The organism is Streptomyces sp. NPDC037100 (assembly GCF_055606225.1).
Genome location: NZ_JBVJSX010000003.1, coordinates 521,264 through 546,741 on the forward strand (window position 1 = coordinate 521,264; position 25,478 = coordinate 546,741).

General features: G+C 70.2%; 24 protein-coding genes and 1 pseudogene. 13 read left to right on the top strand and 12 right to left on the bottom strand.

Features of this window, described 5'->3' with window-relative positions:
• Nucleotides 1-4 precede the first annotated feature (4 nt).
• Nucleotides 5-151 (bottom strand): annotated as a pseudogene (locus ACZ7EG_RS12375) (DNA-binding response regulator); the annotation flags it as partial.
• On the bottom strand, nt 152-3,220 hold the full coding sequence (fxsT, locus tag ACZ7EG_RS12380; protein WP_471076092.1) for an FxSxx-COOH system tetratricopeptide repeat protein: 3,069 nt from the start codon (nt 3,218-3,220) through the stop codon (nt 152-154). It abuts the pseudogene before it with no gap.
• A 131-nt stretch (nt 3,221-3,351) separates the two neighbouring features.
• Between fxsT and ACZ7EG_RS12385 the strand changes: the two genes are divergently transcribed.
• The 8 genes from ACZ7EG_RS12385 to ACZ7EG_RS12420 all read left to right on the top strand — a co-directional run bounded on the left by ACZ7EG_RS12385 (nt 3,352) and on the right by ACZ7EG_RS12420 (nt 9,922).
• Entirely contained in the window at nt 3,352-3,630 is a 279-nt protein-coding gene (locus tag ACZ7EG_RS12385; protein WP_471076095.1) for a hypothetical protein, read from the top strand.
• Nucleotides 3,631-3,640: 10 nt separating this feature from the next.
• A complete protein-coding gene (locus ACZ7EG_RS12390; RefSeq protein ID WP_471076098.1) occupies nt 3,641-4,552 on the top strand; it encodes a LysR family transcriptional regulator in 912 nt (303 codons plus the stop codon).
• A gap of 164 nt (nt 4,553-4,716) precedes the next feature.
• Nucleotides 4,717-5,886 carry a CaiB/BaiF CoA transferase family protein gene (locus tag ACZ7EG_RS12395; protein ID WP_471076101.1) on the top strand — a complete coding sequence of 390 codons (1,170 nt, stop codon included), beginning with the start codon at nt 4,717-4,719 and terminating at the stop codon, nt 5,884-5,886.
• 19 nt (nt 5,887-5,905) lie between these two features.
• Entirely contained in the window at nt 5,906-6,682 is a 777-nt protein-coding gene (locus tag ACZ7EG_RS12400; RefSeq protein ID WP_471076104.1) for a crotonase/enoyl-CoA hydratase family protein, read from the top strand.
• 7 nt (nt 6,683-6,689) lie between these two features.
• Entirely contained in the window at nt 6,690-7,436 is a 747-nt protein-coding gene (locus tag ACZ7EG_RS12405; RefSeq protein ID WP_471076107.1) for an acetoacetate decarboxylase, read from the top strand.
• Nucleotides 7,433-8,419 carry a 3-hydroxyacyl-CoA dehydrogenase NAD-binding domain-containing protein gene (locus ACZ7EG_RS12410; protein ID WP_471076110.1) on the top strand — a complete coding sequence of 329 codons (987 nt, stop codon included), beginning with the start codon at nt 7,433-7,435 and terminating at the stop codon, nt 8,417-8,419. Before ACZ7EG_RS12405 ends, ACZ7EG_RS12410 begins: the two co-directional genes overlap by 4 nt.
• Nucleotide 8,420: 1 nt before the next feature.
• Complete coding sequence (locus ACZ7EG_RS12415) at nt 8,421-9,623, top strand: acyl-CoA dehydrogenase family protein (protein WP_471076113.1); 1,203 nt, start codon at nt 8,421-8,423, stop codon at nt 9,621-9,623.
• Between the two features lie 110 nt (nt 9,624-9,733).
• Nucleotides 9,734-9,922, top strand: a complete 189-nt coding sequence (locus ACZ7EG_RS12420) for a hypothetical protein (protein WP_391204070.1) — start codon at nt 9,734-9,736, stop codon at nt 9,920-9,922.
• Between the two features lie 174 nt (nt 9,923-10,096).
• Here the strand turns inward: ACZ7EG_RS12420 and ACZ7EG_RS12425 are convergent, their stop codons facing one another.
• Together ACZ7EG_RS12425 and ACZ7EG_RS12430 are read right to left on the bottom strand one after the other, a co-directional pair.
• A complete protein-coding gene (locus tag ACZ7EG_RS12425; protein WP_471076116.1) occupies nt 10,097-10,372 on the bottom strand; it encodes a hypothetical protein in 276 nt (91 codons plus the stop codon).
• On the bottom strand, nt 10,369-11,256 hold the full coding sequence (locus ACZ7EG_RS12430; RefSeq protein ID WP_471076119.1) for a phytanoyl-CoA dioxygenase family protein: 888 nt from the start codon (nt 11,254-11,256) through the stop codon (nt 10,369-10,371). Before ACZ7EG_RS12430 ends, ACZ7EG_RS12425 begins: the two co-directional genes overlap by 4 nt.
• Nucleotides 11,257-11,326: 70 nt before the next feature.
• Here ACZ7EG_RS12430 and ACZ7EG_RS12435 point away from each other — a divergent pair, with 70 nt between their 5' ends.
• Both ACZ7EG_RS12435 and ACZ7EG_RS12440 read left to right on the top strand, forming a co-directional pair.
• On the top strand, nt 11,327-12,112 hold the full coding sequence (locus ACZ7EG_RS12435; RefSeq protein WP_471076122.1) for a helix-turn-helix domain-containing protein: 786 nt from the start codon (nt 11,327-11,329) through the stop codon (nt 12,110-12,112).
• 440 nt (nt 12,113-12,552) lie between these two features.
• On the top strand, nt 12,553-13,107 hold the full coding sequence (locus ACZ7EG_RS12440; RefSeq protein WP_471076125.1) for a CGNR zinc finger domain-containing protein: 555 nt from the start codon (nt 12,553-12,555) through the stop codon (nt 13,105-13,107).
• Between the two features lie 57 nt (nt 13,108-13,164).
• Here ACZ7EG_RS12440 and ACZ7EG_RS12445 read toward each other — a convergent pair whose 3' ends face one another.
• The 7 genes from ACZ7EG_RS12445 to ACZ7EG_RS12475 form a co-directional block, all read right to left on the bottom strand.
• Nucleotides 13,165-13,452 (bottom strand): DUF4190 domain-containing protein, encoded by a 288-nt coding sequence (locus tag ACZ7EG_RS12445; RefSeq protein ID WP_471076128.1) that lies wholly within the window; start codon nt 13,450-13,452, stop codon nt 13,165-13,167.
• 122 nt (nt 13,453-13,574) lie between these two features.
• A complete protein-coding gene (locus tag ACZ7EG_RS12450; RefSeq protein WP_471076131.1) occupies nt 13,575-14,171 on the bottom strand; it encodes a TetR/AcrR family transcriptional regulator in 597 nt (198 codons plus the stop codon).
• A 19-nt stretch (nt 14,172-14,190) separates the two neighbouring features.
• The gene (locus ACZ7EG_RS12455) at nt 14,191-16,251 is read right to left on the bottom strand and encodes a discoidin domain-containing protein (RefSeq protein ID WP_471076134.1); all 2,061 of its coding nucleotides are present in this window, start codon (nt 16,249-16,251) and stop codon (nt 14,191-14,193) included.
• Between the two features lie 249 nt (nt 16,252-16,500).
• Nucleotides 16,501-16,851, bottom strand: coding sequence for a helix-turn-helix domain-containing protein (locus ACZ7EG_RS12460; RefSeq protein ID WP_471076137.1), 351 nt, complete (start codon nt 16,849-16,851; stop codon nt 16,501-16,503).
• A 477-nt stretch (nt 16,852-17,328) separates the two neighbouring features.
• Nucleotides 17,329-17,562: a CBS domain-containing protein gene (locus tag ACZ7EG_RS12465; protein WP_471076140.1), complete on the bottom strand. Its 234-nt coding sequence runs from the start codon at nt 17,560-17,562 to the stop codon at nt 17,329-17,331.
• A 77-nt stretch (nt 17,563-17,639) separates the two neighbouring features.
• Nucleotides 17,640-19,130 (bottom strand): DEAD/DEAH box helicase, encoded by a 1,491-nt coding sequence (locus tag ACZ7EG_RS12470; RefSeq protein ID WP_471076143.1) that lies wholly within the window; start codon nt 19,128-19,130, stop codon nt 17,640-17,642.
• Between the two features lie 185 nt (nt 19,131-19,315).
• Nucleotides 19,316-19,519, bottom strand: coding sequence for a cold-shock protein (locus ACZ7EG_RS12475; RefSeq protein ID WP_070024256.1), 204 nt, complete (start codon nt 19,517-19,519; stop codon nt 19,316-19,318).
• 590 nt (nt 19,520-20,109) lie between these two features.
• Here ACZ7EG_RS12475 and ACZ7EG_RS12480 point away from each other — a divergent pair.
• Together ACZ7EG_RS12480 and ACZ7EG_RS12485 are read left to right on the top strand one after the other, a co-directional pair.
• Nucleotides 20,110-20,802 carry a DUF4232 domain-containing protein gene (locus ACZ7EG_RS12480; RefSeq protein ID WP_471076146.1) on the top strand — a complete coding sequence of 231 codons (693 nt, stop codon included), beginning with the start codon at nt 20,110-20,112 and terminating at the stop codon, nt 20,800-20,802.
• A 314-nt stretch (nt 20,803-21,116) separates the two neighbouring features.
• A complete protein-coding gene (locus ACZ7EG_RS12485) occupies nt 21,117-22,499 on the top strand; it encodes a phosphatase PAP2 family protein (protein ID WP_471076149.1) in 1,383 nt (460 codons plus the stop codon).
• Nucleotides 22,500-22,538: 39 nt separating this feature from the next.
• Here the strand turns inward: ACZ7EG_RS12485 and ACZ7EG_RS12490 are convergent, their stop codons facing one another.
• On the bottom strand, nt 22,539-24,602 hold the full coding sequence (locus ACZ7EG_RS12490; RefSeq protein WP_471076152.1) for an alpha-L-fucosidase: 2,064 nt from the start codon (nt 24,600-24,602) through the stop codon (nt 22,539-22,541).
• A gap of 562 nt (nt 24,603-25,164) precedes the next feature.
• On the opposite strand from ACZ7EG_RS12490, the gene ACZ7EG_RS12495 reads away from it, so the two are divergent.
• Nucleotides 25,165-25,425, top strand: coding sequence for a hypothetical protein (locus ACZ7EG_RS12495; RefSeq protein WP_471076155.1), 261 nt, complete (start codon nt 25,165-25,167; stop codon nt 25,423-25,425).
• Nucleotides 25,426-25,478 lie beyond the last annotated feature (53 nt).

Genomic DNA, 25,478 nt, shown 5'->3' on the forward strand with positions numbered 1-25,478 from the left:
ACATTCACCCGTTGGCAGCTGTCGGGAGGCCTTCTCGCACCGGCCCTGTCTCAGGCCCGCGGATAGCCACGGCGGCGTCCGTGACGACCAGGCGGCGGGCTGTCGCCGCGTTGGAGCGGCCTTCCGCCATGAGAGCGAGGACCTCGCGTTCCTAGGGAGTGATCTCCTGCCGCACACGCTGCGCCCGCTCAAGGTCGGGGTGCCCCGCCGCATACCGGGCCACGTAGAGGGATACGGCCCTGTCGATGTCAGCCACCGCGCCCTCCTGGTCACCCGCCGCACTCCGGGTCAGGGAGCGCTCGACCACCGCGTCGGCCACGTACGGGTGCTCACTGCCCATACACCCCTCGAACATGGCGACGGCCCGGTTCAGCACCGACATCGATTCCTCGTAGCGGCCCTGGTCGCACAGCAGCGCACCCAGTTTCGTAAGGCTGCCCGCCACATCCGGGTGGTCCTGGAACTCCTCCTCCCGCACCGCGACAACCCGCCGCAGCAGTCCATACGCCTCCTCCAGGCGCCCCGAGCGCCGCAGGACCTCGGCGAGATGACCGTCGACATCGATCACGTCACGGTGGTTCTCCCCGTAGTCGGCCCCGTAGTCCGCGATGAGCAGGGTGCGCGCCGTGCGCAGTTCCTGCTCCGCCGTGTCGAGGTCGTCCAGTTCCCGGCTGATGATGCCGAGATGCTTGTGACACGTGGCCATGTCGATGGCCGGGGTGTCCGGCAGGGCCGAACGGACCTCGAGCGCCTCGCGGTAGGCACCGGCGGCCTCCTGGAGACGGCCGCGCCTCCACAGGGCGTCTCCGTACGTCACCCATGCCTCCGCTACCAAAGGAGGCCGTACGCCGTCGGACTGCCGCAAGTTCTCCAGCACCTCACGGGCGACCTGCTCGGCCTCCTCGAATGCGGTCAACTCTCGCAGGATCCGGCTCAGATGGAGGCGCAGTCGGCCCACGAAATGATCCTGGTCGCCGAGTTCGCCGACCGCCGCCGCGATGGCCTGCTCGGTCACGCGGCGCGCTTCCCCCAGCTCTGCCTGGTGGTAGTAGACACGGCCGAGTGCGGCGAGCACCGCGGCCCTCGCCAGCCGGTCGGGTTGCACTCGTGACGACTCCACCTCCAGAGCCTGTTCCAGCAGTCCCCGCGCCGGACGGTGTTCGCCCCGCAGATGCAGATAGCGTCCCGCACGCAGCAGCAGTGACCCCAATACGGCGGGGCAGCGCTCCCGTAACAGCGGGTAGTGCGCCGCCCGCGCCTCGGTGAGCTCCAGAACGTGCGGCATGAGGCGTCGGCACGTCACCCAGGACGCCGGACTCAAAGGCTCCACGGGGAATGCCGAGTTCACCAACGTCAGCGCCGAACAGGCCGCCCAGCGCCGTTCCTCGGGACCGGCCATCCGGCTGAGCACATACTCCTGAGCCAGGCGGTGGATGGTGATGCGGTCCTCCGTGGCGTCGACCAGCGACAGCCTGACCAGTACCGCCAGCACTCGGTCGTACTCGGCACGCGTGGCAGGCAGCCCTCCTCGTTCCCCGCCGAGGACGCCGATGTGCTCGGGGACCAGGTCTCTCGGGATGTCGTCCGGCGCCAGAAAGGAGAAGACGGAGAGCAACGCCCGAACATGCGGGTTCTCGTCGTTGGCTGAGTCGAAACTGACATTCCAGGAAGTGGCCATGGCCGAGGCATACCAATCCGTGTCGGCTGCTGCTGACATGTGGCGCGGTCCCTCACCCAGCAGGGCTCGGTATCCGGCCAGGGACGCACGGCGCTCCTCCACATAGGCGCCGACGTACTCCAGGGCGAAGGGAAGACCGCCGAGGCGGGCGGTGACGTCCCGCGCGGCCTCGCGGTCGGACTCCCGCGTGCGTTTGAGGAGGAAGGCCTCCCCGTCGTCCAGGTCGAAGGCTTTCAGCGGGACCCGGTTCACGCCCAGGGAGCCCCAGTTGGGGTTGCGCGAGGTGATCAGCACGTCGCCGTTCGACGCGCGGGGCCAGATCGTGGAGATGTCCGGGGGCTGCTCGACGTTGTCGTAGACAAGGAGCCAGCGGCTCCGCTCGCGCAGAGCGGTCCAGAGCCGGGTGAGCATCACCGCCAGATCCGGGACCTCCTCCGCGCCCAGAGTCCGTGCAAGTTCGGCGAGCTGGCCGCTCAATGACACCTGCCGCTCGGCATTGACCCACCACACCACGTCGTAGTGGCTGGCGAAGCGATGTCCGAACTCCAGCGCTGTCTGGGTCTTGCCGACTCCCGGCAGACCCACCAGGCCGCCGGCGTCGGGGCGGGGCCCGCCGTCGTCCGAGAGCAAGCACTGCGCCAACGTGGCCAAAGCAGCGTCACGGTCGGTGAAGTGCGGGTTGCGCGGTGGGATGTTGGTGATGGCCGCGCCCCATGCGGGGTAGCCGAGCCCAGCGGCGAGGAGTGCCACGTCTGTCACCGCGCCCCTGGGTGTGAGTCCCAACCGGTGGAGGCGCGTCACCAGAGCGGACGCAGCCACATCCGGTTCCCGGGACGACAGGTCCAGACAGGCTTCGTGAGGCAGCGTCTCGAGCGGATTCACCTCCCCCTGCCGCGCGTCGCCCCAGAGATCGAGTGATCCATAGCGGATCCAGCCGATCGGCTCGCCCGCCTCATGAGCGGCGATCAGCTGGTGCAGCCATCCGGCGTAATGGGCCAGGTTCTGCGGCGGGACCTCGGGGAGCAGGACCAGGGCGCTGTCGGCACCGTCCAGGAGCTGCGTAACGGCCTGCTCCGGGCCGCCGTCCTGGGGCGGCAGCCCGCCCCGCCGCAGGACTGTGAACCCGGCGCGGACCAGTACCGTCGCGGTCCAGTCCGCCCAGGTCCGCTCCCCTGGCAGGTAGCAGAGGGCTATGGTCTGCTGTTCCGACGGCATGTCCTGAGCCCCGCGCGGACCGCTGACACGACGCGGATCCGCCAGGCCGCGGTCGGTCACGGCAGCCGTACCGAGGTAGGTGATGCCGGCCGTCAGGCCCGTGGCGACGACCTGGGACAGGGACGGGCTTCCGGCGAATCCCTCGCCGACGCTGGCGTAAGAGACGACGGCGCCACCGAGCGCGATGACTGAGGGCATCGCGAATCGGGCCACCCACGTACGCGCGGCCGCACCGGGTCCACAGGCCACGGCATCACCCTCGGGCCCCGCCAAGGAGGCGGACGCGGGATCGAGGTCGTCCGGCCCGGGCTCGGGGAGGACGGACATCAGGTCGGCCGACCTTCTGGGGAGCCGGTGACGGCAGAGCGCATCCTCACCCCTCACGTAAGTCAACTTTGGTCAATCTTAGGAGATTTAGCCATTGATCGCTGTGTTTGCACGGACAAGGGGATGACCTGATGGGGCGGTTCGAGAAGCTGCTTCGGGTGGTGCGGGAACGAAACGGCGAAGCCATCCAGCGCCTGCGAATCGGAGTGCCGTCCACGATCCATGACTGGGCGCCCGCCACCGGGCGAATGCAGGTCGTCATCGACGCCGACACCCGCCTGGTGGCCTCCGCCCGGCCCGCACCCGTCAACAATGCAGACGCACACCTCTGGCGCCGGTCCGACCTGCCCGCCGTCGCGGACGGCACGACCATGATCGCGGACGGCGCTCACCTGGGCACGACGCTTTAGGCTTGATCCCGTGGAGCTCCTGCACCTGCGCTATTTCCTCGCCGTCGCCCAAGAGCTGAACTTCTCCACCGCGGCCCGCAAACTGCACATGGCGGCCTCCCCGTTGAGCCGGCGGATCAAGGACCTCGAGAACGAGGTCGGGCACCGGCTGTTCGACCGGGACACCCATCACGTACGGCTCACCGCGGCCGGCAACGCGCTGCTGCCGATCGCCCGCGGGGTGCTGGAACAGGTCGACTCCATCCGGTGGCGGCTGGACGAGACGGCCCGGCCGCAGCGCACCACCCTGCTGCTCGGCGTGCCCACCGGCGTCCATCCCGACCTGCGGGAGCGGATGGACGCCCTGGCCGAGCGGGTCGGCGACCGGTTCGAGATCAAACGCTGGCCCGGCGGCACGGACCGGCTCGTCGACGCCGTGTGCGACGGCCGGCTGGCGCTGACCCTGGCCCGGCTCCCGGCCGGTGGCGATCCGGCGCTGGAGCAGATGCCCGTGATGTCGGAGCGGCTCGGCGCGGTCGTGCCCCGGGACCGGTTCGCGGGGCGCGAGTCCGTCGCCCTCGCGGAACTGGCGGAACTCGCCTACGCGGGCTCCCCTACGGCGGTGACCAACGCCTACTTCCGCGGGCTCGACCAGCAGCTCGCCGAACTCGGCATCAAGAAGCGCATCGAACTGGGCAGCGCCACATTCGAGGGAATCTCCGAAATAGTCTCCAGCGGTCTGGCGTTCTCCATTTCCATGCTGGACCCCAGAAGCCCGGTGCAGAATTACCGTCTCGACAATGTCGCCGTTCTTCCCTTCTCCGATTTCCACCCTCGTCTGGAGACCGGGCTGATCTGGCGCAAGGACCGGGCGAACGGCGGTGACCTGCAAGAAGTTGTGGCGGCGGCCCGAGAGGTCTTCGCCGAGCCGCTCCACTCATAACCACACGCATAATCACCGTAAAATCTCCACGAAAAGCGGTATGACCACTGCGGTCATACCGCTTTTCGTTATTCGGTCACACCATTCGTTTCCATTCGGCGACTCTCCGAGCTAACTTAGTTTCCAGATACACACACATGGCGAGCGAAGGAGTGAAGAAACCGATGAAGGACATCACCGACACCGTCGCCGGCCCGCTGCAAGGCGTCCGCGTGATCGACCTCTCGACCGTGGTGATGGGCCCCTACGCCGCCCAGATCCTCGGCGACCTGGGCGCCGACGTGATCAAGATCGAGTCGCCGGCCGACACCGTCCGCGTGGGCCACTACAAGACCACCCCGGGCATGACCCCGTTGAACCTCAACGTCAACCGCAACAAGCGCAGCGTCGCCCTCAACCTCAAGGACGACACCGACCGCGAGCGCGCACTGCGGCTGATCGACACCGCGGACGTACTGATCACCAACATGCGCCCCGGCGCCCTGCACCGGCTCGGTCTGTCCTACGACGACATCGCCGCCCGCAACCCCGGCCTCGTCTACGCCCACGCCCAGGGCTTCCGCAGCGACTCGGACCGGGCCGGAAACGCCGCGTACGACGAGACCGTGCAGGCCGCCTCCGGCCTGGTCGACATCGCCGACCGGGCCCTCGGCGAGCCCGTCTACCTGCCGACCATCATCGGTGACAAGGTCTCCTCGCTGACCATCGCCTACAGCGTGCTGGCCGCCCTGCTGCACCGGAACAACACCGGCCAGGGCCAGCTCATCGAGATCCCGATGACCGACACCCTGATCGCGTTCAACCTGGTCGAGCACCTCGCGGGACACACCCACGTGCCCGAGACCGGCCCCACCGGCTTCGCACTGTCGATGCTGAAGGGCCACAAGGCCGTGCGCACCAAGGACGGTCTGGCGTGTGTCATGCCGTACAACCCGCACAACTACCGGGACTTCTTCGCCGCCGCCGGACGCCCGGACCTCGCCGAGGACCCGCGGGTGAACGGCGACGCCATCGACAGCGCCGACCACGAGGATCTGGCCGAGCTGCTGGCGGCCTGCGCCCCGGCGCTGACCACCGATGAGTGGGCCGAGGTGTGCGCCAAGCACAGCATCCCGATGGCCCCGGTGCTGGAACTCGACCGTGCCCACGACGACCCCTACGTCCGTGACGGCCACCTGCTCGACAGCGTCGAGCACCCGACCGAGGGCACGGTCCGCACCATCGGCATCCCGCTGCGCTTCTCCGCCACCCCCGGCTCGATCCGCCGCCTCGCACCGGTCGCGGGCCAGGACACCGAGGACGTCCTCGCCGAACTCGACGCCGCCACCCACTGATCGCCACAGGAGGACAGTCATGAGCACCCCCACACCTCCCGTCGTGCGCACCGAGCGCATCGGCTCCACCCTGCTGATCACCCTGGACCGTCCCGAGGCCCGCAACGCCGTGAACGCGGCGACCGCCACCGCGCTGGCCGCCGCACTCGACGAGCTGGAGGCCGACCCCGCCCTGCGGGTCGGCGTCCTGACCGGCGAGGGCGGCACGTTCAGCGCCGGCATGGACCTCAAGGCCGCCCTGCGCGGCGAGTCGCCCGAGGTCGAGGGCCGCGGATTCGGCGGCCTGACCGAGTCCCGGCCGGACAAGCCCCTCATCGCCGCCGTGGAGGGCTTCGCCATGGGCGGCGGTTTCGAACTGGCCCTGGCCTGCGACCTGATCGTGGCCGCCGAGGACGCCCGGTTCGGTCTGCCCGAGGTCAAGCGCGGCCTGATCGCCGCGGGCGGCGGCGTGATCCGGCTGCCGCAGCGCATCCCGCACCACCTCGCGATGGAGTTCCTGCTGACCGGCGAGCCCGTCGGCGGCCGCCGGGCCGGCGAACTGGGCCTGGCCAACCGGGTCACCGCGAAGGGGCAGGCCGTCGCCGAGGCGCTCCGGCTGGCCGAACGGGTCGCGCAGAACGCCCCGCTCGCCCTCGCGGCCGTCAAGCGCGTCGTGCGCGCCGCCGACGGAGCGTCCGACGAGGAGGCCTTCGCCTTCCAGCGCACGCGGATGAAGACCCTGATGGCCTCGGACGACGTGCGCGAGGGCATGACCGCCTTCGCCGAGCGCCGCCCCGCGCAGTGGACCGGGCGGTGAGCCGGACATGAAGGCCGCAGACGTACGACAGCACGTCACCACCCCGCTCGCCGGCCCGGCGTACGCGCCGACGGTCCCGCGGTTCACCGACCGCGAGTACTTCAACGTCGTCTACCGCACCGACCCCGACGCGCTGCGGGCCGTCGTCCCCGAACCCCTGCGGATCGACGAGCCGCTGGTCCGGTTCGAGGTCATGAAGATGGGCGACGTCAGCGGATACGGCCCCTACACCGAGGCCGGACAGGCGATCCCCGTCAGCTTCGAGGGCGAGCAGGGCGAGTACCTGCACGCGATGCACCTGGACAACTTCCCGGCGACCGCCTCCGGCCGCGAGGTCTCCGCCTACCCGAAGGTCATCGGCTCCCCGTCGCTGTACGTCGACTCCGGCGCGCTCGTCGGCACCCTCGACCACGGCAGCCTGCGGGTCGCCACCGCGACCATGGGCTACAAGCACCACGAGCTGGACCGGGCCGAGGCCGAGGCACAGATCACCGTGCCGACCTTCATGCTCAAGACGATCCCCGGCTACGACGGGCTGCCGCGCGTGCAGGAACTCGTCCGCACCCGCATCACCGACATCACCGTCAAGGGCGCCTGGACCGGCCCCGCCCGGCTCCAGCTGTTCCAGCACGTGCTCGCCCCGCTGGCCGACCTGCCGGTGCTGGAGGTCGTCTCCGCGAGCCACATCCTCACCGACCTGACGCTGGCAGGCGTCGAGCCGGTCCACGACTACCTGAAGGGAGCCGCGTCATGACCCGCGCCTTCCGCACCGCCGCGGTGATCGGCGCCGGGACCATCGGACTGTCCTGGGCGACGCTCTTCGCCGCGCACGGCCTGACCGTCCGGGTGACCGACCCGCGCCCCGACCTCGCCGAGGCCGTGGACGAGGCCCTGGCCACCTACGCCCCGCATCTGGCCGCCCGCGGCCTGGACGTCACCGGCCTCGCCGGCCGGGTGCACATCGCCGCCGACGTCACCGAGGCCGTCCGGGACGCCGACGTCGTCCAGGAGAACGGCCCCGAGCGGGCCGAGTTCAAGCAGGACCTGTTCGCCACCCTGGCCCGTGAGGCACCCGCACACGCCCTGCTGCTCAGCTCCTCCTCGGCGATCCCGTCGACCGCGTTCACCGGGGAGCTGTCCGACGAGGACGCCGCACGGGTGCTGATCGGCCACCCCTTCAACCCGCCGCACCTGGTGCCGCTCGTCGAGGTCGTCCCCGGCGAACGCACCGGCGAGGACTCCGTGCTGGACGCGGTGGACTTCTACACCTCGGTCGGCCGCACCCCGGTCGTCGAGCGCAAGGAGATCCCCGGCTTCGTCGGCAACCGCCTGCAGAACGCCCTCAGCCGCGAGGCCGTGTACCTCGTCCAGGAGGGTGTGGTGACCCCCGAGGACCTCGACAAGGTCGTGATCAACTCGCTGGGCCTGCGCTGGGCCACGGTCGGGCCGTTCCTCGGCGCGCACCTGGGCGGCGGACCCGGCGGCTACCGGCACCTGGTCGAGCACATCGGCACGTCGATGCGGCAGACGGGCGCCGGGCTCGGCACCTCGTCGCAGAACGAGGAACAGAACGAGGAACAGAACGAGGGACAGAACGAGGAACAACAGGAACGGCTCATCGAAGCCGTGGAAAAGGCCTACGGCTCCTCCACGTACTCGGAACTCACCGGGACGCGCGACCGCAGGCAACTCGCTGTCCTGGCAGCCCTGGACAGCGCGGACAAGGAGGAGAACTGAGATGACCCCCACCATGGAACCGCTCGAGGACCAGCCGACCGCCGACTTCTACGCCTACGAGTCGCTGCTGCCGGACGACGAGCGGGGGCTCCTCCTCAAGGCCCGCGCCCTCATGCGCGACCAGGTCAAGCCGCTGGTCAACGAGAACTGGGCCAAGGGCGAGTTCCCGACGGAGCTCATCGGCCTGTTCCGCGGGAGCGGCCTCGCCGGCCTGCCCTACGAGGGCTACGGCGATCACCGTCCCGCCGTCAGCAACCTGCTCAGCGGCACGATGGCCATGGAGATGGCCCGCACCGACGCCTCGGTGTCCACCTTCTTCGGCGTCCACAACGGCCTCGCGATGTACTCCATCGAGTCCGGCGGCGACCAGGAGCAGCGCGACCGCTGGCTGCCGGAGATGGCCGCCATGGACAAGATCGGCGCGTTCGCCATGACCGAGCCGCTCGGCGGCTCCGACGTCGCGGGCGGCATGCGCACCACCGCCCGGCGCGAGGGCGACACCTGGGTCCTGAACGGCGCCAAGAAGTGGATCGGCAACGCCACCTTCGCCGACTACGTCGTGGTGTGGGCGCGGGACGTCGACGACAACCACGTCAAGGGCTTCGTCGTCGAGAAGGGCACGCCCGGCTTCGACCCCGTGAAGATCGAGAACAAGATCGCGTTCAGGATCGTGGAGAACGCCGAGATCACCCTGACCGACGTCCGGGTGCCGGAGGCGAACCGCCTGCAGAACATCAACTCCTTCCGCGACGTCGCCGAGATCCTGCGCGCCACCCGCGCGGGAGTGGCCTGGCAGGCGCTCGGTGTCATGGTCGGCGCCTACGAACTGGCCCTGGACTACGCCCGCGAGCGCCGCCAGTTCGGCCGCCCGATCGGCGGCTTCCAGCTGGTGCAGGACCTGCTGGTCAAGAGCCTCGGCAACGTCACCGCGTCCTGGGGCATGCTGGTGCAACTGGCCCGGCTGCAGGACGCCGGTGTCTTCCGCGACGAACACTCCTCCCTGGCCAAGGCGTTCGTCACCTCCCGGATGCGGGAGGTCGTGGCCTGGAGCCGTGAGATCTTCGGCGGCAACGGCATCCTGCTGGACCACGACATCGCCCGCTTCTTCGCCGACGCCGAGGCGATCTACTCCTTCGAGGGCACTCGGGAGATGAACACCCTGATCGTCGGCAAGTCGATCACCGGCCGGAGCGCCTTCGTCTGAGCCCGGCACACGCCAGGACGAACCAATCCCGGGTCTTCACCCGGGGTTTCGTCCTGCCCGGCCGCAATATCGCCTGGCCCGCGGACCCCGGGTCGCATACGGTCGGCGCGATGAGCAGGAGACGCTATGTGGCCAGGGGTGTACCCGGCGGCTACCGCATCTGGGACAACCGGGGGCGCCGCTGGTGGGGCGACCTCTACGAGTTGTGCCCCGACGACCTGCTGACCGAGCTCAACGGCCGGGCCGACCGGACGCGGATCACCGCGCTGATGAAGCGCTACCGGGCGCAGAAGCGGTAACAGCACCTCCTGGGTCGTGTCCGCAAAGTCCCGCCTGCCCCGCGACGCCTGGCACGCTCCCCCAAGCTCTTCGAGCAGAGGGCACCCTCACTCGCCGCACCGGGCGAACCCCCAAGTACGCCCGGTACGAGGGGCTCCGCCCGGCACGCCGAGAGCATGCTCCGGCGGTCGGCCTCACTGACGCACGAGCTTCTCGAAGAAGAACTCGTGCTTGAGGAACGACGTCGCGTGCTCCGCCCCCGGATACGGCGGCACGAGCGGGGCCGCCTGAAAGAGCCGCCAACCGTCCTCCAGCGCGCCGACGCCCGTCTCGTACGGGGGCTCGTCGCTGTCGCCGGTCGTGGGACGGGTCGAGCCCGTGCCGTCGTAGCGGGCCCAGCCGACGACCCGGGAGTCGAGAGCGGAGTTGTCGAGGTAGAGGACGAGGACCTGCTGCCGGGTGGTGGTCATGCGGTGCTCCTCTGTGCGGCGGGCGCGGTGGGCGCGGTCGACGCGGCGGGCGCGGTGGGCGCGGCGGGTGCGGTCGACGCGGCGGGCCGGTTGGCGATGCGGGTGGCCCAGTGCTCGATGTCGAAGCCGGGGTCGGCGGACAGGGAGCGCCACAGCAGGACCCGGTTGTGGATCTCCAGCCGGCCGGTGGCCTGCTCGTACCAGGGGAAGAAGCGCCCCAGCTCCTCCCGCACGGCCGGGGAGTCGAGATCCCGTGTGTCCCACAGCCGCACCTGCGGCACGGTCGGGTTGAAGCGGATCTTGTACATGTGCCGGACGGTGTCGCTGTCGTTGCGCCGCCCGCCGTGCCAGATGCCGTGGTGCAGCAGGAGCACGGTCCCGGCCGGGCAGGTCAGCCGGGTCTGGCCGCGCAGGTTCTGGTAGCGGCCGGTGTCGGACTCGTTGATGCGGCGCAGATGGCTGCCCGGGACGACGAGGGTGCCGCCCATGTCGGCGGTCACCTCCTGCGGGTAGTACATGAGTTGCACGTCGAACGCGTCGGGCCGCACGTCGATGAGGGCGTCGGCGTGCAACGGCTGCGCACTGCCCTCGCGGGGCATGCGGGTGTGGACGAAGTGGTGGTCGATGTCCGGATCCGGCCCCACCAGGCTCTCCAACGCGCCCGCCACCACGGGCAGTCGGAGGAGCCGACGGGTGAACGAACCCTCGCCGAACGCCGCCGGCACCGGAGTGCCGTACGGCACGGCGGGCAGCGTCCCGGCGGCGAAGAGCCCGAGGGCCTCCTCGTTCATCTCCCGGGGCACGACGCTGTCCAGGCGCAGGAAACCGTGGGCCGTGAACCGCGCCACCTCGACGGAGGTCAGCAGCTGTTTGGTGGTTGACATGACGCAACCGTAGAAGCGTGAGGGCTCGCCGTCGTGGGCTGTAATCGGCAATCACTGGTAATTTTCCACCATGCCGACCTTCGTGGAACTGCCCCTCGATCTGCCGCCCGACCTCGTGCACGCGGGTGTGGGCGTGCACGGCTCGGCCGGCCCGCACGAGGTCTTCCGCCTCCCGCACCTGTGGCAGCTCCACCTCTACGGCTACTCCGGCACCCTGGTGTTCGACGACGCCCGGCACCCGATCCGCCCCGGCCACGTCAGCCTCGTACCACCCGGCACGGAGGTGCACTTCCACTACGACGCCCCGCGCTGCGAGCACCTGTACGCCCACTTCCGGCTGCCGGGCGACGGGGAGCGGTACCGGCTCCCGGCGATGCAGGACGCCGGCGCCGAAGCGACGGTGCTGAGCGCCCTGCTGCGCCAGACGATCGCGGCGAGCCCCCAGTCCCCGGCCCGGGCCTCCGCCGAACTGTGGACGGTGCTGTGGCGCACGACCGGCCTGGCCGAGGCCGCCGCACCGCCCTCCGAGGCCCGGCACCCGGCGCTGCGGGCGGCCATGGCCCATATCGAGGAGCACCTGGCCGACCCGTTGAGCGTTCCCGGGATCGCCCGGGCGGCGGGGGTGTCGCACACGCACCTGACCCGGCTGTTCCGCGAGGACACCGGGCACACGGTCGTCGGCTACGTCCGGCGCCGCCGCATGGAGCGCGCCCGTCACCTGCTCATCGCGTCGACGCTGGCGATCCCGGCCGTCGCGGCGACGGTCGGCATCCCCGACCTCCAGGCCTTCAACAAGACCTGCCGCAGGGAACTCGGCGCGTCACCGCGGGCCGTGCGGCGGGCCGCCGGGGCGTGAGGGGCAGCGGCCCGTCACCGGGTGCTCACCTGGGCAGGCCCATCGCGTCAGCGGCCACATCTCCCGATGCACCCACACCCGCCCGCCCGCACCGGTGCCCCGCCCCGGCGACGAGGACCGCGCTGCCGCCGTCGCGGCCCTCTCCGTCGGCCCTCACGACGGCGGTGCAGCCGATTGCCATGACTGCTCTCCTGTTCGGCACCGGTTCAAGCGGTGACGAGAGGGTTGCAGGTGACCTCAAGAGACGTCAGCAAGCGGCCGAATGACTGTCGATGCCTTGTTCGTCACCCCTTTGATAGGTGATCACCTGCGTGTCACAGTCGTCGACCCGCCAGCCCGTACACGTCACACCACGGAGGTCCAGGTGGCCGGCAGGCGTGGTTTCGGCGAGGCTCTCTCTGAGGCTTGCTGCACGGTGGGTCACCGGTCAGTATGGTGACGTGAATCTCGACCATGTCTTCCTCTGCGGGAACCCGGCGCTCGACTTCGCCGCCACGCTCCGAGCGCGCCGTTCGGCGCGCTTCGAGATGTTCGTGACGCCGGACCGCCTGACCGCGTGGTACGTGGAGTCCGGCCTGGTCGACGCGGTCTCGCCCGGCCAGGAGGCCGACGTCGAGCGGGCGAGGGCCGTACGGGAAGCGGTGTACCGGCTGGTCACCGCCCGTCGGCTCGGGGAGGAGTACGACAGGGCGGCGCTGACCGTGGTGAACAACGCGGCCCGTACGCCGCCCGCCGTGCCCCAGCTCACCCCGACGGGACGCTGGACGCAGGCGACGCCGGACGAGGCCCTCTCCATGGTGGCGCGGCACGCCGTCGAGCTCCTGAGCGGCCCGGACGTGCCCCTGCTCAAGGAGTGCGGAAACCCGGAGTGCACGCGGACCTACATCGACCGCTCGCGGGGCATGCGGCGGCAGTGGTGCGGGATGGACTCCTGCGGCAACAAGATCAAGGCAGCCGCGTACCGCGCCCGCAAGAAGACCACTGCGGCCCACTGACCCGGCAGCCCGGCGCCGACCGGTCCGCCGCACGCCCCACGTCGGTCCGGACGGCCGTCAGCCGCCCACGTACCAGCTGAAGCCGCCGTTGCTGCTGGCGATGGCCAGGAGGACGAGCCACAGGACCACGTCGACGATGCCGAGGATGATGCCGGCCTTCGCCATGCCGGCGCCGTTCTTGACCGACGCCTGGCGGCGGGCGACCGCACCGAAGACGATGGCCAGCGGGCCGAGGACGATGTTCAGGAAGAACAGGCCGATGATGCCGCAGCACAGGCTCGCGATCGCCAGGCCGTTGGTGCGCGAACCGGAGGACGCGGCAGAGGAACCGCTGTAACTCGCCATGGAACACTCCCAGTTGTCGATGGCGCGGACCGAACGGGCCGCACTCTCCTCACTTTCGACTTGTTTTGTTCGAATGCCCCTCTGTGGCGTTCCCATGACAACCAATCGGGCGGCGGCTCCGGTCAGTTCTCCCGCACCAGTCCGGCGACGTGCGCGGTGACCGTGTCGAGGATGCCCGTCCAGGCCGAGTCGTCGCCCAGCACGAGGTAGTTGAGCGTCAGCCCGTCGGTCATGGCGGCCAGGTAGCGGGCCAGGACCGGTACGGGCACGCTCAGGCGCAGCCCCATGGCCTGCCGCAGCTGGTCGATGAGTTCGGTGTACGCCTCGGCGTACAGCTCGTACTGACGGCGTGCCAGGTGTTCGAAACCGGGCTGGCGCAGGGCGTACTGCGTGAGCTCGTAGGTGAGCATGTGCTCGTCGGGGTGGGCGCGGACGTGGTCCCAGTACGCCTGGAAACCGGCCCGGACGGTCTCCTCCAGGGTGGCCCTGGGCCGTATGGCCTCCTTCACCACCGTCACGTAGTGGCCGGTGATGGTGGTGATGACGGACTCGATGAGCTGCTGCTTGGAGTCGAAGCAGTAGTGGAAGACGCTCAGCGAGACGCCCGCTTCGGCGGCGATGGACCGGGTCGTCGTCCTGGGGACGCCGTCCCGGGCCATCGCCCTGATCGCCGCTTCGGTGAGCTGTCGCCGCCGCTCGGCGGACGGCAACCGTGCCATGGAACCCCTCTCGTGGCCGTCAGCCGCCGTGGACGCCGACCTCGCGGAGGGAGTAGCCCCAGCCGGTGCCGCGCTCCAGGCCGTGGACGCGGACATAGCGGGCGGGGGTGCCGGCGAAGCGCGCGGTGTCCAGACCGCCGTCACCCGCGGTCGTGGACCAGGCGGTCCGCCAGGTCGTGCCGTCGGTGGACAGCTCGATCCGGTACGACTTCGCGTACGCCCGCTCCCAGTCGAGGGCGACCCGCCCGACGGTCCGCGCCGAGCCGAGGTCGACCTGGTACCACTGGTCGTCGCTCCAGTCGCTGGCCCAGCGGGTGCCGCGGTCGCCGTCGACGGCCCGGTGGGGCTGGTAGCTCGTGAACAGGCTCCATTCCGAGGAGCTGGCCGACGCGGCGGAGCCGGCCGCGAGGTCGACCGAGGCCTTGTGGTTCTCGGAGGCCGCCCAGGTGTCGAGGTAGGACTCGGCGCCCCGGAACAGGTCGTCGACGGTGTCCTGGCCGCCGATCCGGCGGATGTCCTCGATCCAGTCCGGGACGAGGCCGTAGTGGGCGGCGCCGTCGGTGTTCAGGTCCCAGGTGCGCTCACCGGTGGTCTGCCGGTCGATGACCGAGCCGCCGTCGACGCTCTTGAACGGGTACGTGACCTTGTTCGGCGCGTCCGCCCCGCGCGGTCCCGGCCAGCCGCCGACGCCGTTCATGTCGGTGCCGTAGCCGTAGCCCACGCCGTACTTGTCCCGCAGGGCCTCGGTGCGCTTCGCTTCCGCGACGAAGCCCTCGGAGCCGTGCATGTACTGGGCGATGAAGCCGCCCAGGCCGTAGACCCGCTCGGTCCAGTCCATGTCCATCCAGCTGTGCGAGGAGAGCACGCCGGCGTAGGACTCGGACTCGAAGATGTCGAGCACCCGGCCGGTGGCCTTGACGCTCATGTGGTCGATCTCCAGCATCATGCCGCGCTTCATCATGCCGCGCACGGCGTACTCGCCGAGATCGGTGAGCCCCCGCACGTTGCACTGCGCGTCGGCGCTGTACGAGGGGACCTCCTCGCCCGCCGGCAGCTTCTTCTCGGCCGCGAGCGCCGCCGCGTTGCCGATGGGGTTGTCGTGCTGCGGGCCGGTGCACTTCTCCGTCTTCCAGTACGTGCCGGTCGACAGGAACTGCCCGACGTTGATGGCCGTCCCGAGCGAGCCCGAGTCGAACCGCACCCCGCACAGGGCGTTGTCGAACTTGTGGCACAGGAACATGCTGCGCACGCCCAGCGCGTGCAGTTCGTCCAGGCCCTTGTCGATGTCCGCCCTGCTGCACTGTGCGATGTCCAGGACCTGCTTGCAGCCGAAGGGCTCGGAGGTCTCGACGCCCATGATCACGGCCAGCTTGCCCTGCTCGATGACCTCGCGGGCCTGCGCGCTGTCGGTGACGACCCGGAACCAGCCCTTGCCGGGCCCGCCGTACATCCGGTCGACGAAGGCCTGCATGTCGTACGTCAGCTTGGCCTGCAGTCGGATGGACGTCATCTCGTCGCAGGAGCGGTCCTTGAAGAAGTACACCGAGCAGATCACGCCGTTGGTGACGAGGTCGTTGACCAGCACCCGCTGGCCGCCGCGCCAGGCCCGCTCGACCCAGGCGTAGTAGTTCTGCTGGTGGGTCAGCGAGTCGTGCCGCGGCCAGTCCTTGAAGGTGGGCCAGCCGTTCGGGTCGTGCTTGCCGTCGCCGCCGTTGGTGATGAAGTCGAAGATCGCGAGCGAGCCGTCGGGGTAGTGCTCGGGGCAGTCCTTGAGCGCGTCGGCGACGCCCTGCTCGGAGAAGGCCTTTCCGCAGATCAGACGGCCGCCGAAGGCCTCGTTGGCGAAGATGTGGTCGTGCGCGTCGACGAAGCCGCGCACCTCGCCCCTGGCGTTCGTGCCGGTGAAGGGCTCACCCGTGACGTTGATCCGGGAGTCCGGCGCGGGTCGTGCGGTGGGCTCCCACCAGTCGTTGCCGGCCGCCGCACTCGGTGTGGGCCCGAGCGCGATCGACAGCACGAGCAGGAGGAGCGACACCACGGTGACGTTCTTGCTGCGGTACGGGCGTCCGGAACCGGTCACAGCCCACGTCCCTCGGTCGGCGGATCAGCGAGACCGTCTTGTCATGACCTCGCAAAGCGTGCGACGAGAATCGCCACTCCCGCTTGACGAGTCAAGGGTCCGGGACGGATGACCTGATGAGGGGGGCGGGTTCACCCGGGTGGGATCCCGGGCCGGACGGGCTCCCGCATCGGGCGGCTCCACAACAAACCCCAGGTCGTCGACCTGGGGTGCAGGGTGCGGGTGGGTCCCGCCGGGGGCTTCGGGCGATCAGCTCGGACCGGTGCCGGAACCGCCGGACGCCTGCTGTGCCGCACGGCGGTACTCGGCGTTGATGCGCTGGGCCTCCTCGAGCTGGTCCTCGAGGATGACGATGCGGCAGGCGGCCTCGATCGGCGTACCCCGGTCGACGAGCTCACGGGCGCGCGCGGCGATCCGCAGCTGATAGCGGGAGTACCGCCGGTGCCCGCCCTCCGAGCGCAGCGGAGTGATGAGACGGGCCTCACCGATGGCCCGGAGGAAGCCCGGGGTGGTGCCGAGCATCTCGGCGGCCCTGCCCATGGTGTAGGCGGGGTAGTCGTCGTCGTCCAGCCGGTCGCTGAGCGGGGTATCTGCTGCCATGTCACCTCGTAGTACAACGCGTCGAGGGGCCCTGGTGCCGTACGGCACCAGGGCCCCGAAGGAAATTCAACACCATCTGTCGGCCCTCATGCGGTGCCGACCTTCTGTTTCCGCTACCCGGCCCGGCTGCGGGAGGGGTGCGGGGATCGCGGCTGCGTGACCGGGGACCACCATCCAATCCGGGGTCTTGCGGTACCCGGACCGAGAGTTCCCGGGCCGGGCGATCCTGATGGCGTCTGCTCCTCCGTCCTTCCTTGCGTCTGGCTTGACTGTGTCAACGAGAAAAAGAGTAACCGTGGCGAGCGCCAATGTCTACTCTCACAAAGATAGATTTTGGCGCGCAGGTGGCGGAGGAATCCTGGGCCCCCGGCTGGTGGGCGGAGGGGACGGCGGGCCGGTGACATGACAGTGAGGGCCCTGCCGACGCGCGTCGGCAGGGCCCTCACTGGTTCCTGGTGGCGGTCACCCGCCGGCGAGTCACCTCTCCGGGACGTCCCGGAGCCGGACCCGGTCCGTGTAGGTGGGGGCGTCCCGGAGGACCCGGAGCCGGGCCAGGGTGACCAGACCCGTGCTCTGGTCGTCCCCGTCGCACAGGACGAGGTGGTCGACCCGGGCGCCGGCCATGAGGGACAGCGCCACCTCGACCGTCATGTCGTCACGGATCCGTGGCGCGTGGGCGGCGGCGTGGTGCTGCGTCTGAACCGGCGTCATGGGTGTCTCCTGCCGAGAGGTGCCGGGAGGTGCCGAGGGGTGCCGAGGAGGCAGTCGGGTGCGGCGGGCGCGGGGCCCTACGCGGCCGAACCGGAGCCGGTCCGCCGCTGTGCCCTCGGGCGGGCCACCTCGCCGGCGGGCCGGGCCTGGCCGGTGGGACGCCGGCCCCGGCGGCCCCGGGACGGGGCGGACGCGCCGCGGGGGCGTTCCGCGCGCGGGGCGGCGATGACGACCGGGACACCGGAGGGGGCCTGTGCGCCGGTGATGCGGCTCAGCTCCGCCTCGCCGGACCGCACCTGGGCGATCTGCGGGGTGATGCCCGCCGACGACATCAGCCGGCTCATGCCGCGACGCTGGCCCGGGGTCACCAGCGTGACCACGCTGCCCGACTCGCCGGCGCGGGCCGTACGGCCGCCGCGGTGCAGGTAGTCCTTGTGGTCACTGGGCGGGTCCACGTTGACGACCAGGTCGAGGTTGTCGACGTGGATGCCGCGGGCGGCGACGTTGGTCGCCACCAGCACCGTCACGTCGCCGCGCTTGAACTGGGCGAGGGTCCTGGTCCGCTGGGGCTGGGACTTGCCGCCGTGCAGGGCCGCGGCGCGCACGCCGCTGCTCAGCAGGTGTGTGGTCAGCCGGTCCACCGCGTGCTTGGTGTCGAGGAACATGATCACCCGGCCGTCCCGCGCCGCGATCTCGGTGGTCGTCCGGTGCTTGTCGGTGTCGTGCACGTGCAGGACGTGGTGCTCCATGGTGGTGACGGCGCCCGCGGACGGGTCGACGGAGTGCACCACCGGGTCGTGCAGGTACGTGCGGACCAGCCGGTCGACGTTGCGGTCCAGGGTGGCGGAGAACAGCATCCGCTGCCCGCCCGGGCGCACCTGGTCGAGCAGGGCGGTCACCTGCGGCATGAAGCCCATGTCCGCCATCTGGTCGGCCTCGTCGAGGACGGTGATGCCGACCTCGTCCAGCCGGCAGTCGCCCCGGTCGATGAGGTCCTTCAGCCGTCCGGGGGTCGCGACGACCACCTCGGCCCCGGAGCGCAGCGCGCCTGCCTGCCTGCCGAGGGACATCCCGCCGACGACGGTGGCCAGGCGCAGACTCACGGAGCGGGCGTACGGAGTGAGCGCGTCGGTGACCTGCTGGGCGAGCTCACGGGTGGGCACGAGGACGAGCGCGAGCGGCTGCCGCGGCTCGGCGCGCCGCCCCGCCGTACGGGCGAGCACGGCGAGACCGAAGGCCAGGGTCTTGCCCGAGCCGGTGCGGCCACGGCCGAGCACGTCACGACCGGCCAGGGAGTTCGGCAGGGTCGCGCCCTGGATGGGGAACGGCGCGGTCACGCCTTCGTGGCCGAGCGTGGCCAACAGCCGCGCGGGCATGGCGAGATCGGCGAACGACTCGACGGGGGGCAGCGGGGGAGTGACGGTCTTCGGCAGGGCGAACTCGCCCTGCGGAGCCCGGCGGCTTCCGGAGCTCTGGGAGCGGCGCGGACCACCGGACCGGCGGTTGCCGCCCTCGCCTGCGCCTCCGGAGAAACGGTCACGGGTACGGGATGTGTGGGCACGCTTCATGCGGGACCTTCCTTGATGGGCGCGTAGCAAGGAAATCCCGCAGCAGTGGAGCGGCGCAGGGAGAATCTCGAGACGAGCCGAAGTCGATGCGGCCGGATGGGACCGGCAGGAAAAAAAACAGCGAGCTGGGGCCCGCACCCCTTCAGGTGCGGGCCCCAGCTGCGAAATATGCGCGAGCGCCGGTGTCAGGCGGGCACGATGTTCTCGGCCGTCGGGCCCTTCTGGCCCTGCGCGATGTCGAACGACACCTTCTGGCCTTCCAGCAGCTCGCGGAAGCCGGAGGTGGCGATGTTCGAGTAGTGGGCGAAGACGTCGGCGCCGCCGCCGTCCTGCTCGATGAAGCCGAAGCCCTTTTCCGCGTTGAACCACTTCACGGTGCCAGTAGCCATTTTGTTTCTCCTTCGGAGGCGGTTTCGGGAATCCACCCTTTGCGGATTCCGTGTCGCCGTGCTGATTACCCCGTAGGAAATGAACCTTCTGGCAACCACACCTGCAACTGAGATCGACAGTAGCACGGTCGGTTCGGGCCTGTGACGTGGGAAATTTCTGGTCCGGTCGGTGGTTCGAGGAATATTCGGTGGGCCCCGCTTCTCTTTCTCATTTTGTGAGCACAGATATTGCCTGCCGGGGGCGCGGTCCTTCCTGCCGTGTCTTCGGGTGCCGGCGCTGTGACCTCCATCGACGGGGGATGGGCCACCGCCTCCGCCGCCGGCGGGCCGCGCGGCGGCGAACGCGCCGGATCCCCGTTCCGGCGACATAGGTCACATCCCTCATGTGGGGGTGCCGGCCGTGGTGCCCGGTGCTGGTGGCGATGTCCCTCGCCCTCGGCAACTGCGTGGTCATGTCACCGATCGGTGACAGCGTCGTCCGGGAACGAAGACGCCGGAACCCCTCGGCGCCCGAGCCCCTCTCAGGGTCAGGAAGCACCGCGAGACCGCACCGACCACGCTTCCAACACACCGCAGAACAAGGGGATTTCATGTCCGGCAACCGTCGCAAGGCCTTCCTCGTCTCCGCAGCCCTCGTGAGCGGAGCCCTGCTGATGACCGCGTGCCAGGACACGTCCCCGGACACCGGCACCGCGCAGGAGTCCTCGTCCTCCACCCCGTCCGGCGACGCCGCCGCCCCCTCCGGTTCGCCGGCCGCGGGCAGCGGCCAGGACACCGGTACGACCTCCGGTGCGACGGGCAAGGGCTCCGGTGCGAAGGGCAAGGGAACCGCGGACGGTGCCGGCTCCGGCGCCGACACCGGCAACGGCGAGCGCGAGCCCGTCGGGCAGAGCTGCGGCGCCAACGACCTCTCCTGGAACGCCAGGTCCAAGACCCAGGCCGGCGGCTACATCCTGATCTCCGCGAAGGCGAAGCCGGGCATCACCTGTGTCCTGCCCGCCGCGCTGCCGACCGTGGCGTTCGGTTCCGACGGCACTCAGGCGGGCCCCGCGGAGCAGGCCGTGGGCGAGCAGATCACGTTGAGCGGGAACACCACCGCCTACGCCGGGGTCAACCCCAAGAGCACCGACAGCGACGGCGGCAAGGAACTGGACAGCATCATCGTCGGCGTCGGTGACGACGACTCCGACCCGGTCTCCCTGAAGGTCGGCACCATCACGGTCGACGAGCCGGTCGTCACCAACTGGCACACCTCCGCGACGGACGCGGTCCCCTTCAGCTGAACGGGTGATCGCCCGGCCGCCCCGCAGCCGGCCCCGGCCGCTCCACAGCCGGCCCCGGCCGCCCCACAGCCGGCCCCGGGCGGCCGCGGCACTGGTCCGGGCCGCGGTGCGGGTGAGTTCGTCAGGGGGCGCAGCGGCGCGGGCGGGCGTTGTCGGCCGGCGGACCGGCCGATCCACTGGACTCCGCTAGCATGTTCGAACTCGCGGTGGTCCCCCCATCGCTCTCCATCCACCCAGCCATTCGGATGAATCGGCCACAAAGATTGATAGCCAGGGCATCGCGGGTGTTTTCGCGAATAAGCGGAATAAGCGGCATGACGTCGTGGGGTGCGTGGCGCCATCGACGCGCGGTGCTGTGGGGCGCCGCAGCCGTGGTGGCTCTCGCGTTCCTCGCCGTGCTGGAGATCGCCGCCCGCCGCTACGGCGAGCCCGGGCCGGTCACCACCCAGGTGAAGGCACTGGTCTTTGCACCCAAGCCGGGGCCGCTGTACGGCGGTCTGGCGTTGATGATGGTGGTGCTCACCTGGCGGCAACGGTTCATCGCGGCCGGCGCCGCGCTCGGCATCGACGCCGTCCTGCTGCTGGTGCGCCGTGCGGCCGGCGCCGAGACGGTCGAGGGCCACTCCCTGGGCACGGGTGCGCTGTGGGTGATGCTGGGCTTCGCGGTGGTCGCCGTCACGCGCCGCACCGGCGGTGAACGCGTCCTGCTGCTGAAGGGCGTCGGGCTGGGCCTGTTGCTGGTGGCCGCCCGCAAGACCGGCGACACCTGGCTGTTCATCACGGCGAAGACCCGCCCGACGGTGCTCGACCAGTACGTGGCGATGGCCGATCACGCGCTGGGCAACCCGTCCTGGGCGGCAGGCCGTCTCGTCGAGGCCACCGCCCCGTTCAGCACCCATCTTCTCCAGCTGGTCTACGGCCAGCTCGCGGTGGCCGCCGTCGTCGTCGCCCTCTACCAGCTGCGCCACGTGACGGCCGAGCGCCGCTTCCCGAGCCATCACCTGGTGCGCACCTTCCTGGTGATCGGCCTCCTCGGGCCGGGCATCTACATGCTCTTCCCCGTGGTCGGACCGGTCTTTGCCTACGGCCCGGGCGCCTCCGGCACCGGCGGTGTGGAGTGGGCGACGGCCAACCTGTGGCCGCACACGTCACTGCCGGTCAGCACCCCGGCCCCCATGACGTACGACGGCATCACACCCCGCAACTGCATGCCCAGCCTGCACACGGCATGGGCCGTGGCGATCTTCGTGCACACCCGTCGGGCCCCGCGGCTGCTGCGGTTCGCGGGCACGTTCTGGCTGATCGTCACGCTCGCCGCGACGCTGGGATTCGGCTACCACTACGGCGTGGATCTGGTCGCCGGCGTGGTGTTCGCCCTGACCATCGAGGCGGCGCTGCGCTCACAGGAGCGCGGCTGGGACCGGCCGGGCATCCAGCTGGTCGCCTACGGCACGGCGGTCTTCGCCGCCCTCCTGGTGTCGTACCGCTACCTGCCGATGGAGATGGCCACCCTTCCCGAGGTGGCCGGGCCCCTCCTCGTCCTGGCGATGACCTCGGTGATCTACGGCTACGTCCGGGTCACCCGCAGGTGGGCGACCCGGACGACGGTCGTATCCGTCCCGAGCCCCACCGAGGCGCCGGCCGCCCCCGAGGCCCCGGAAGCGGACACCGCGCGGAGGGACGCCGTCGCGGGGTGACCCCCGGATCCGGTGTGGCCGGCGGGCCCGCCTCGGTGGTCAGGAGGTGGGCTGGAAGGTCCACAGCAGGTTGGTGCTGTTCACCCACGTCCACTGCTTGGTCACGGATCCGGAGGGGACCTGTCCGCCGCCGTCCAGGACAAGTCCGGTGGTGCGGTTGGCGATCGAGTACCGGCCGTTGCCGCGGTCGGTGATCTGCCACTGCTGGTTGGGACTGCCGTTCCAGGCCGCTTGGCGGGCGGCGGCGCCGTCGCCGGTCGAGCCCCAGCCGTCGGCGACCATGCCGCCCGCGCGGTTGACCAGCCTGTAGTAGCCGGTGCCGAGATCGACGGCCTGCCACTGGAGGTTCGGGCTGTCGACGGGCGTCCACTGCTTGAGGTTCGAGCCACTGGCGACGTTGCCGCCACTGTCCAGGGCCAGCCCGTCCGTGACGTTGATCAGCCGGAAGTACGAGGCCGGATTGAACGTGACCTTCAGCGAGACGATGGCGTCGTTGTTGCCGGTCTCCCGCAGGTCGGGATTGTCCGCGGTGAACGTCCAGGCCGTGCCGGTGAAGTTGTCGCCGGAGTAGCCCGTCACCCGGTAGCCCCGGGGCACCCTCAGCGAGGAGATGGTCGCGGATCCCACGCCCGCGGCCGACAGCTGGGAGGAGGTGTAGCCGCCCAGCTTCAGGTTGGCGCTCGCCGAGGAGTAACCCACGTCCTGGAACACCGTCACGTGGGCTCCGCCGGCGGACTCGGGGACGCCGCTGACCTCGACGCAGACCACGGAGTCAGCGGCGTCCGGGGCGGTGGCCGGCAGGGTGACGCTGATCTGGCCGCCGCTGACCGTGTAAGTGAGCGAGGCCGAGGGGTTGTTCATCAGGTAGACCCGGCTGATGGTGTTGGTGATCGCCGGGATCTGCAGCACGCCGCCCGTGGGCCAGGTGAAGACGTGGGCGAACAGCTTGCCGGCCTTCTTGGTGGCCCTCCCCCAGGAGGGCTCGGTGGCGAAGGGGCTCGCCGTGGCTCCGTGCACGCTGTCGCCGTACGTGGCCATCCAGGAGGCCAGGCCGCGCAGGATGGTCACGGATCCGGCGGTGACCGAGCCGTCGCCCTTGGGCCCTATGTTCAGCAGGAAGTTGCCGTCCCGCGAGACGCAGGTGACGAGCTCCTGAACGAAGTCCTTGACGGGCCGGTAGGAGTTCTCCCGGCCCGCGTTGTAGCCCCAGGCGCCGTTCATGGTGTCGCACCGCTCCCACTGGCGGTCCAGCGGCGCGTCGGGGAGACCGAACTCCGCGACGGTGTAGTCGCCCAGACCGAGGTCCCGCTTGACCCGTTCGTTGACGACGAGCCCGGGCTTGCGGGCGATCAGCCAGTTGTAGAGGTCGACACCGTCCGACCGGAGCCACCAGTCCTGGAGGGTGGGGCCGGCGGGTTCGCCGAACCAGTCGCCGTCGAACCACAGGAGCGCCGGGTCGTAGCGGTCCAGCAGCTCCTGCAGTTGGGCTTTCATGTCCGCGATGTAACCCGCGCGGGCGGCCGTCGAGGCCATCGCGGTGAGACCGCCGCCCCGGATGGTCTGGGAGGGGTGGTTCCAGTCCAGGATCGAGTAGTAGAGCCCGAACTTGACGCCCCGCGCCTCGCACTCGGTCTTGAGCGCCGCCAGCAGATCACCCTGGACACCGGCGTAATCGCGCAGGTTGTACGCCTTGGTGCCGGTGGAGTCGGTGAAGCCGGGGACGTTGGAGTCCCACATGGCGAAGCCCTCGTGGTGCTTGGCGGTGATCACCAGGTACTTCATGCCGGCGTCCGCCGCCAGTTGGGCGATGGTCGCCGCGTTGAACGCCGTGGGGTTGAAGCGCGCGGACACCTGGGTCTGGTAGTCGGCCTTGGACCAGCTCTCGCTGGAGAACGCCCATTCACCGTGGCCGAGGTAGGAGTAGGACCCGAAGTGGATGAACATCCCGAACCGAGCCTGGTACCACCAGTCCAGCTTGGAGGGGACGGAGTAGGCCTCGGCGGTGGCCGGCAACAGGGCCTGCGGCAGCCCGAAGGCCACGACGCCTCCGGCGAGCGCGGCGGCCTTGATCAGGGAACGTCTGCTCAGGGGTGCAGAGGACATGGTGCGGCTCCTGGATGGTGGGGGTGTGCTGGGCGGGGGCGACAAGGGGGCGCCAGGTCCGTGAACACTCCGGACGCGTTGCGTGGTGCATCTCAGTGCCGGTCAGCTACATCGGATGAATATATAGACGCTGCGCAACTGTGGCGTCCAGGGGTGAACCGGGAAATCGTCAACTATCCTGCTCAGTAAGCAATATGATCAAGACGACCCAGCCGCCACGCCGCAAGTCGCGCCTTGATCCTCCGAAATAGCTCGGATCTATTGGTCCCGGAGAGTCTGCGCGATGGGGTGGGGAGGGTGCGTGGCGTCGGCTGCGCGAGCAGGTGAGGACGAAGGCCGGATCGGCCATCGCGACTGAGCGCCGCCTGCTGTCCCGCCCGGCGCCTCGAGGGTGGCAAGCTGTGCCGGTGAGCGACTACCGCCTGTGACTCGCTGCGATCCCACAGCCCTTAAGCGAGGCCGATGCGCGGGTCTACTGGACCCTCAGGGGCCGACCCCTGCCCTCACCGAAGCGCTGGCCGGTGCGGCGTACCTTTACGTCGGCTCCTGGCAGGAGATGCACGTGGCCGAACACCCCCAGGCGGGGCGCAGCCCGGCGGTGCGGCTGTTCGACCGGCTGTTTCTGCGAGGCACCATCGACCGTTATCAGGCTCCCACGCTGGACCGGCGACTGCGGGACGAACTGAACGCCCTCTACCGGCCTCGCCCGGACGATCTGCCGTCCGAGTCCTTGGCCGCCCATGAGCTGGAGAACTTTCTGGCCGGACACATGTCCTGGTGCCTGCTCCCCGAGGAGACGCCTCCCGGCGCGTGGGGACACTGACCGGCTCCGCCGACAGGTAACCGGCCTCACCCCGGGGCCGGCGGGTGGCAGGA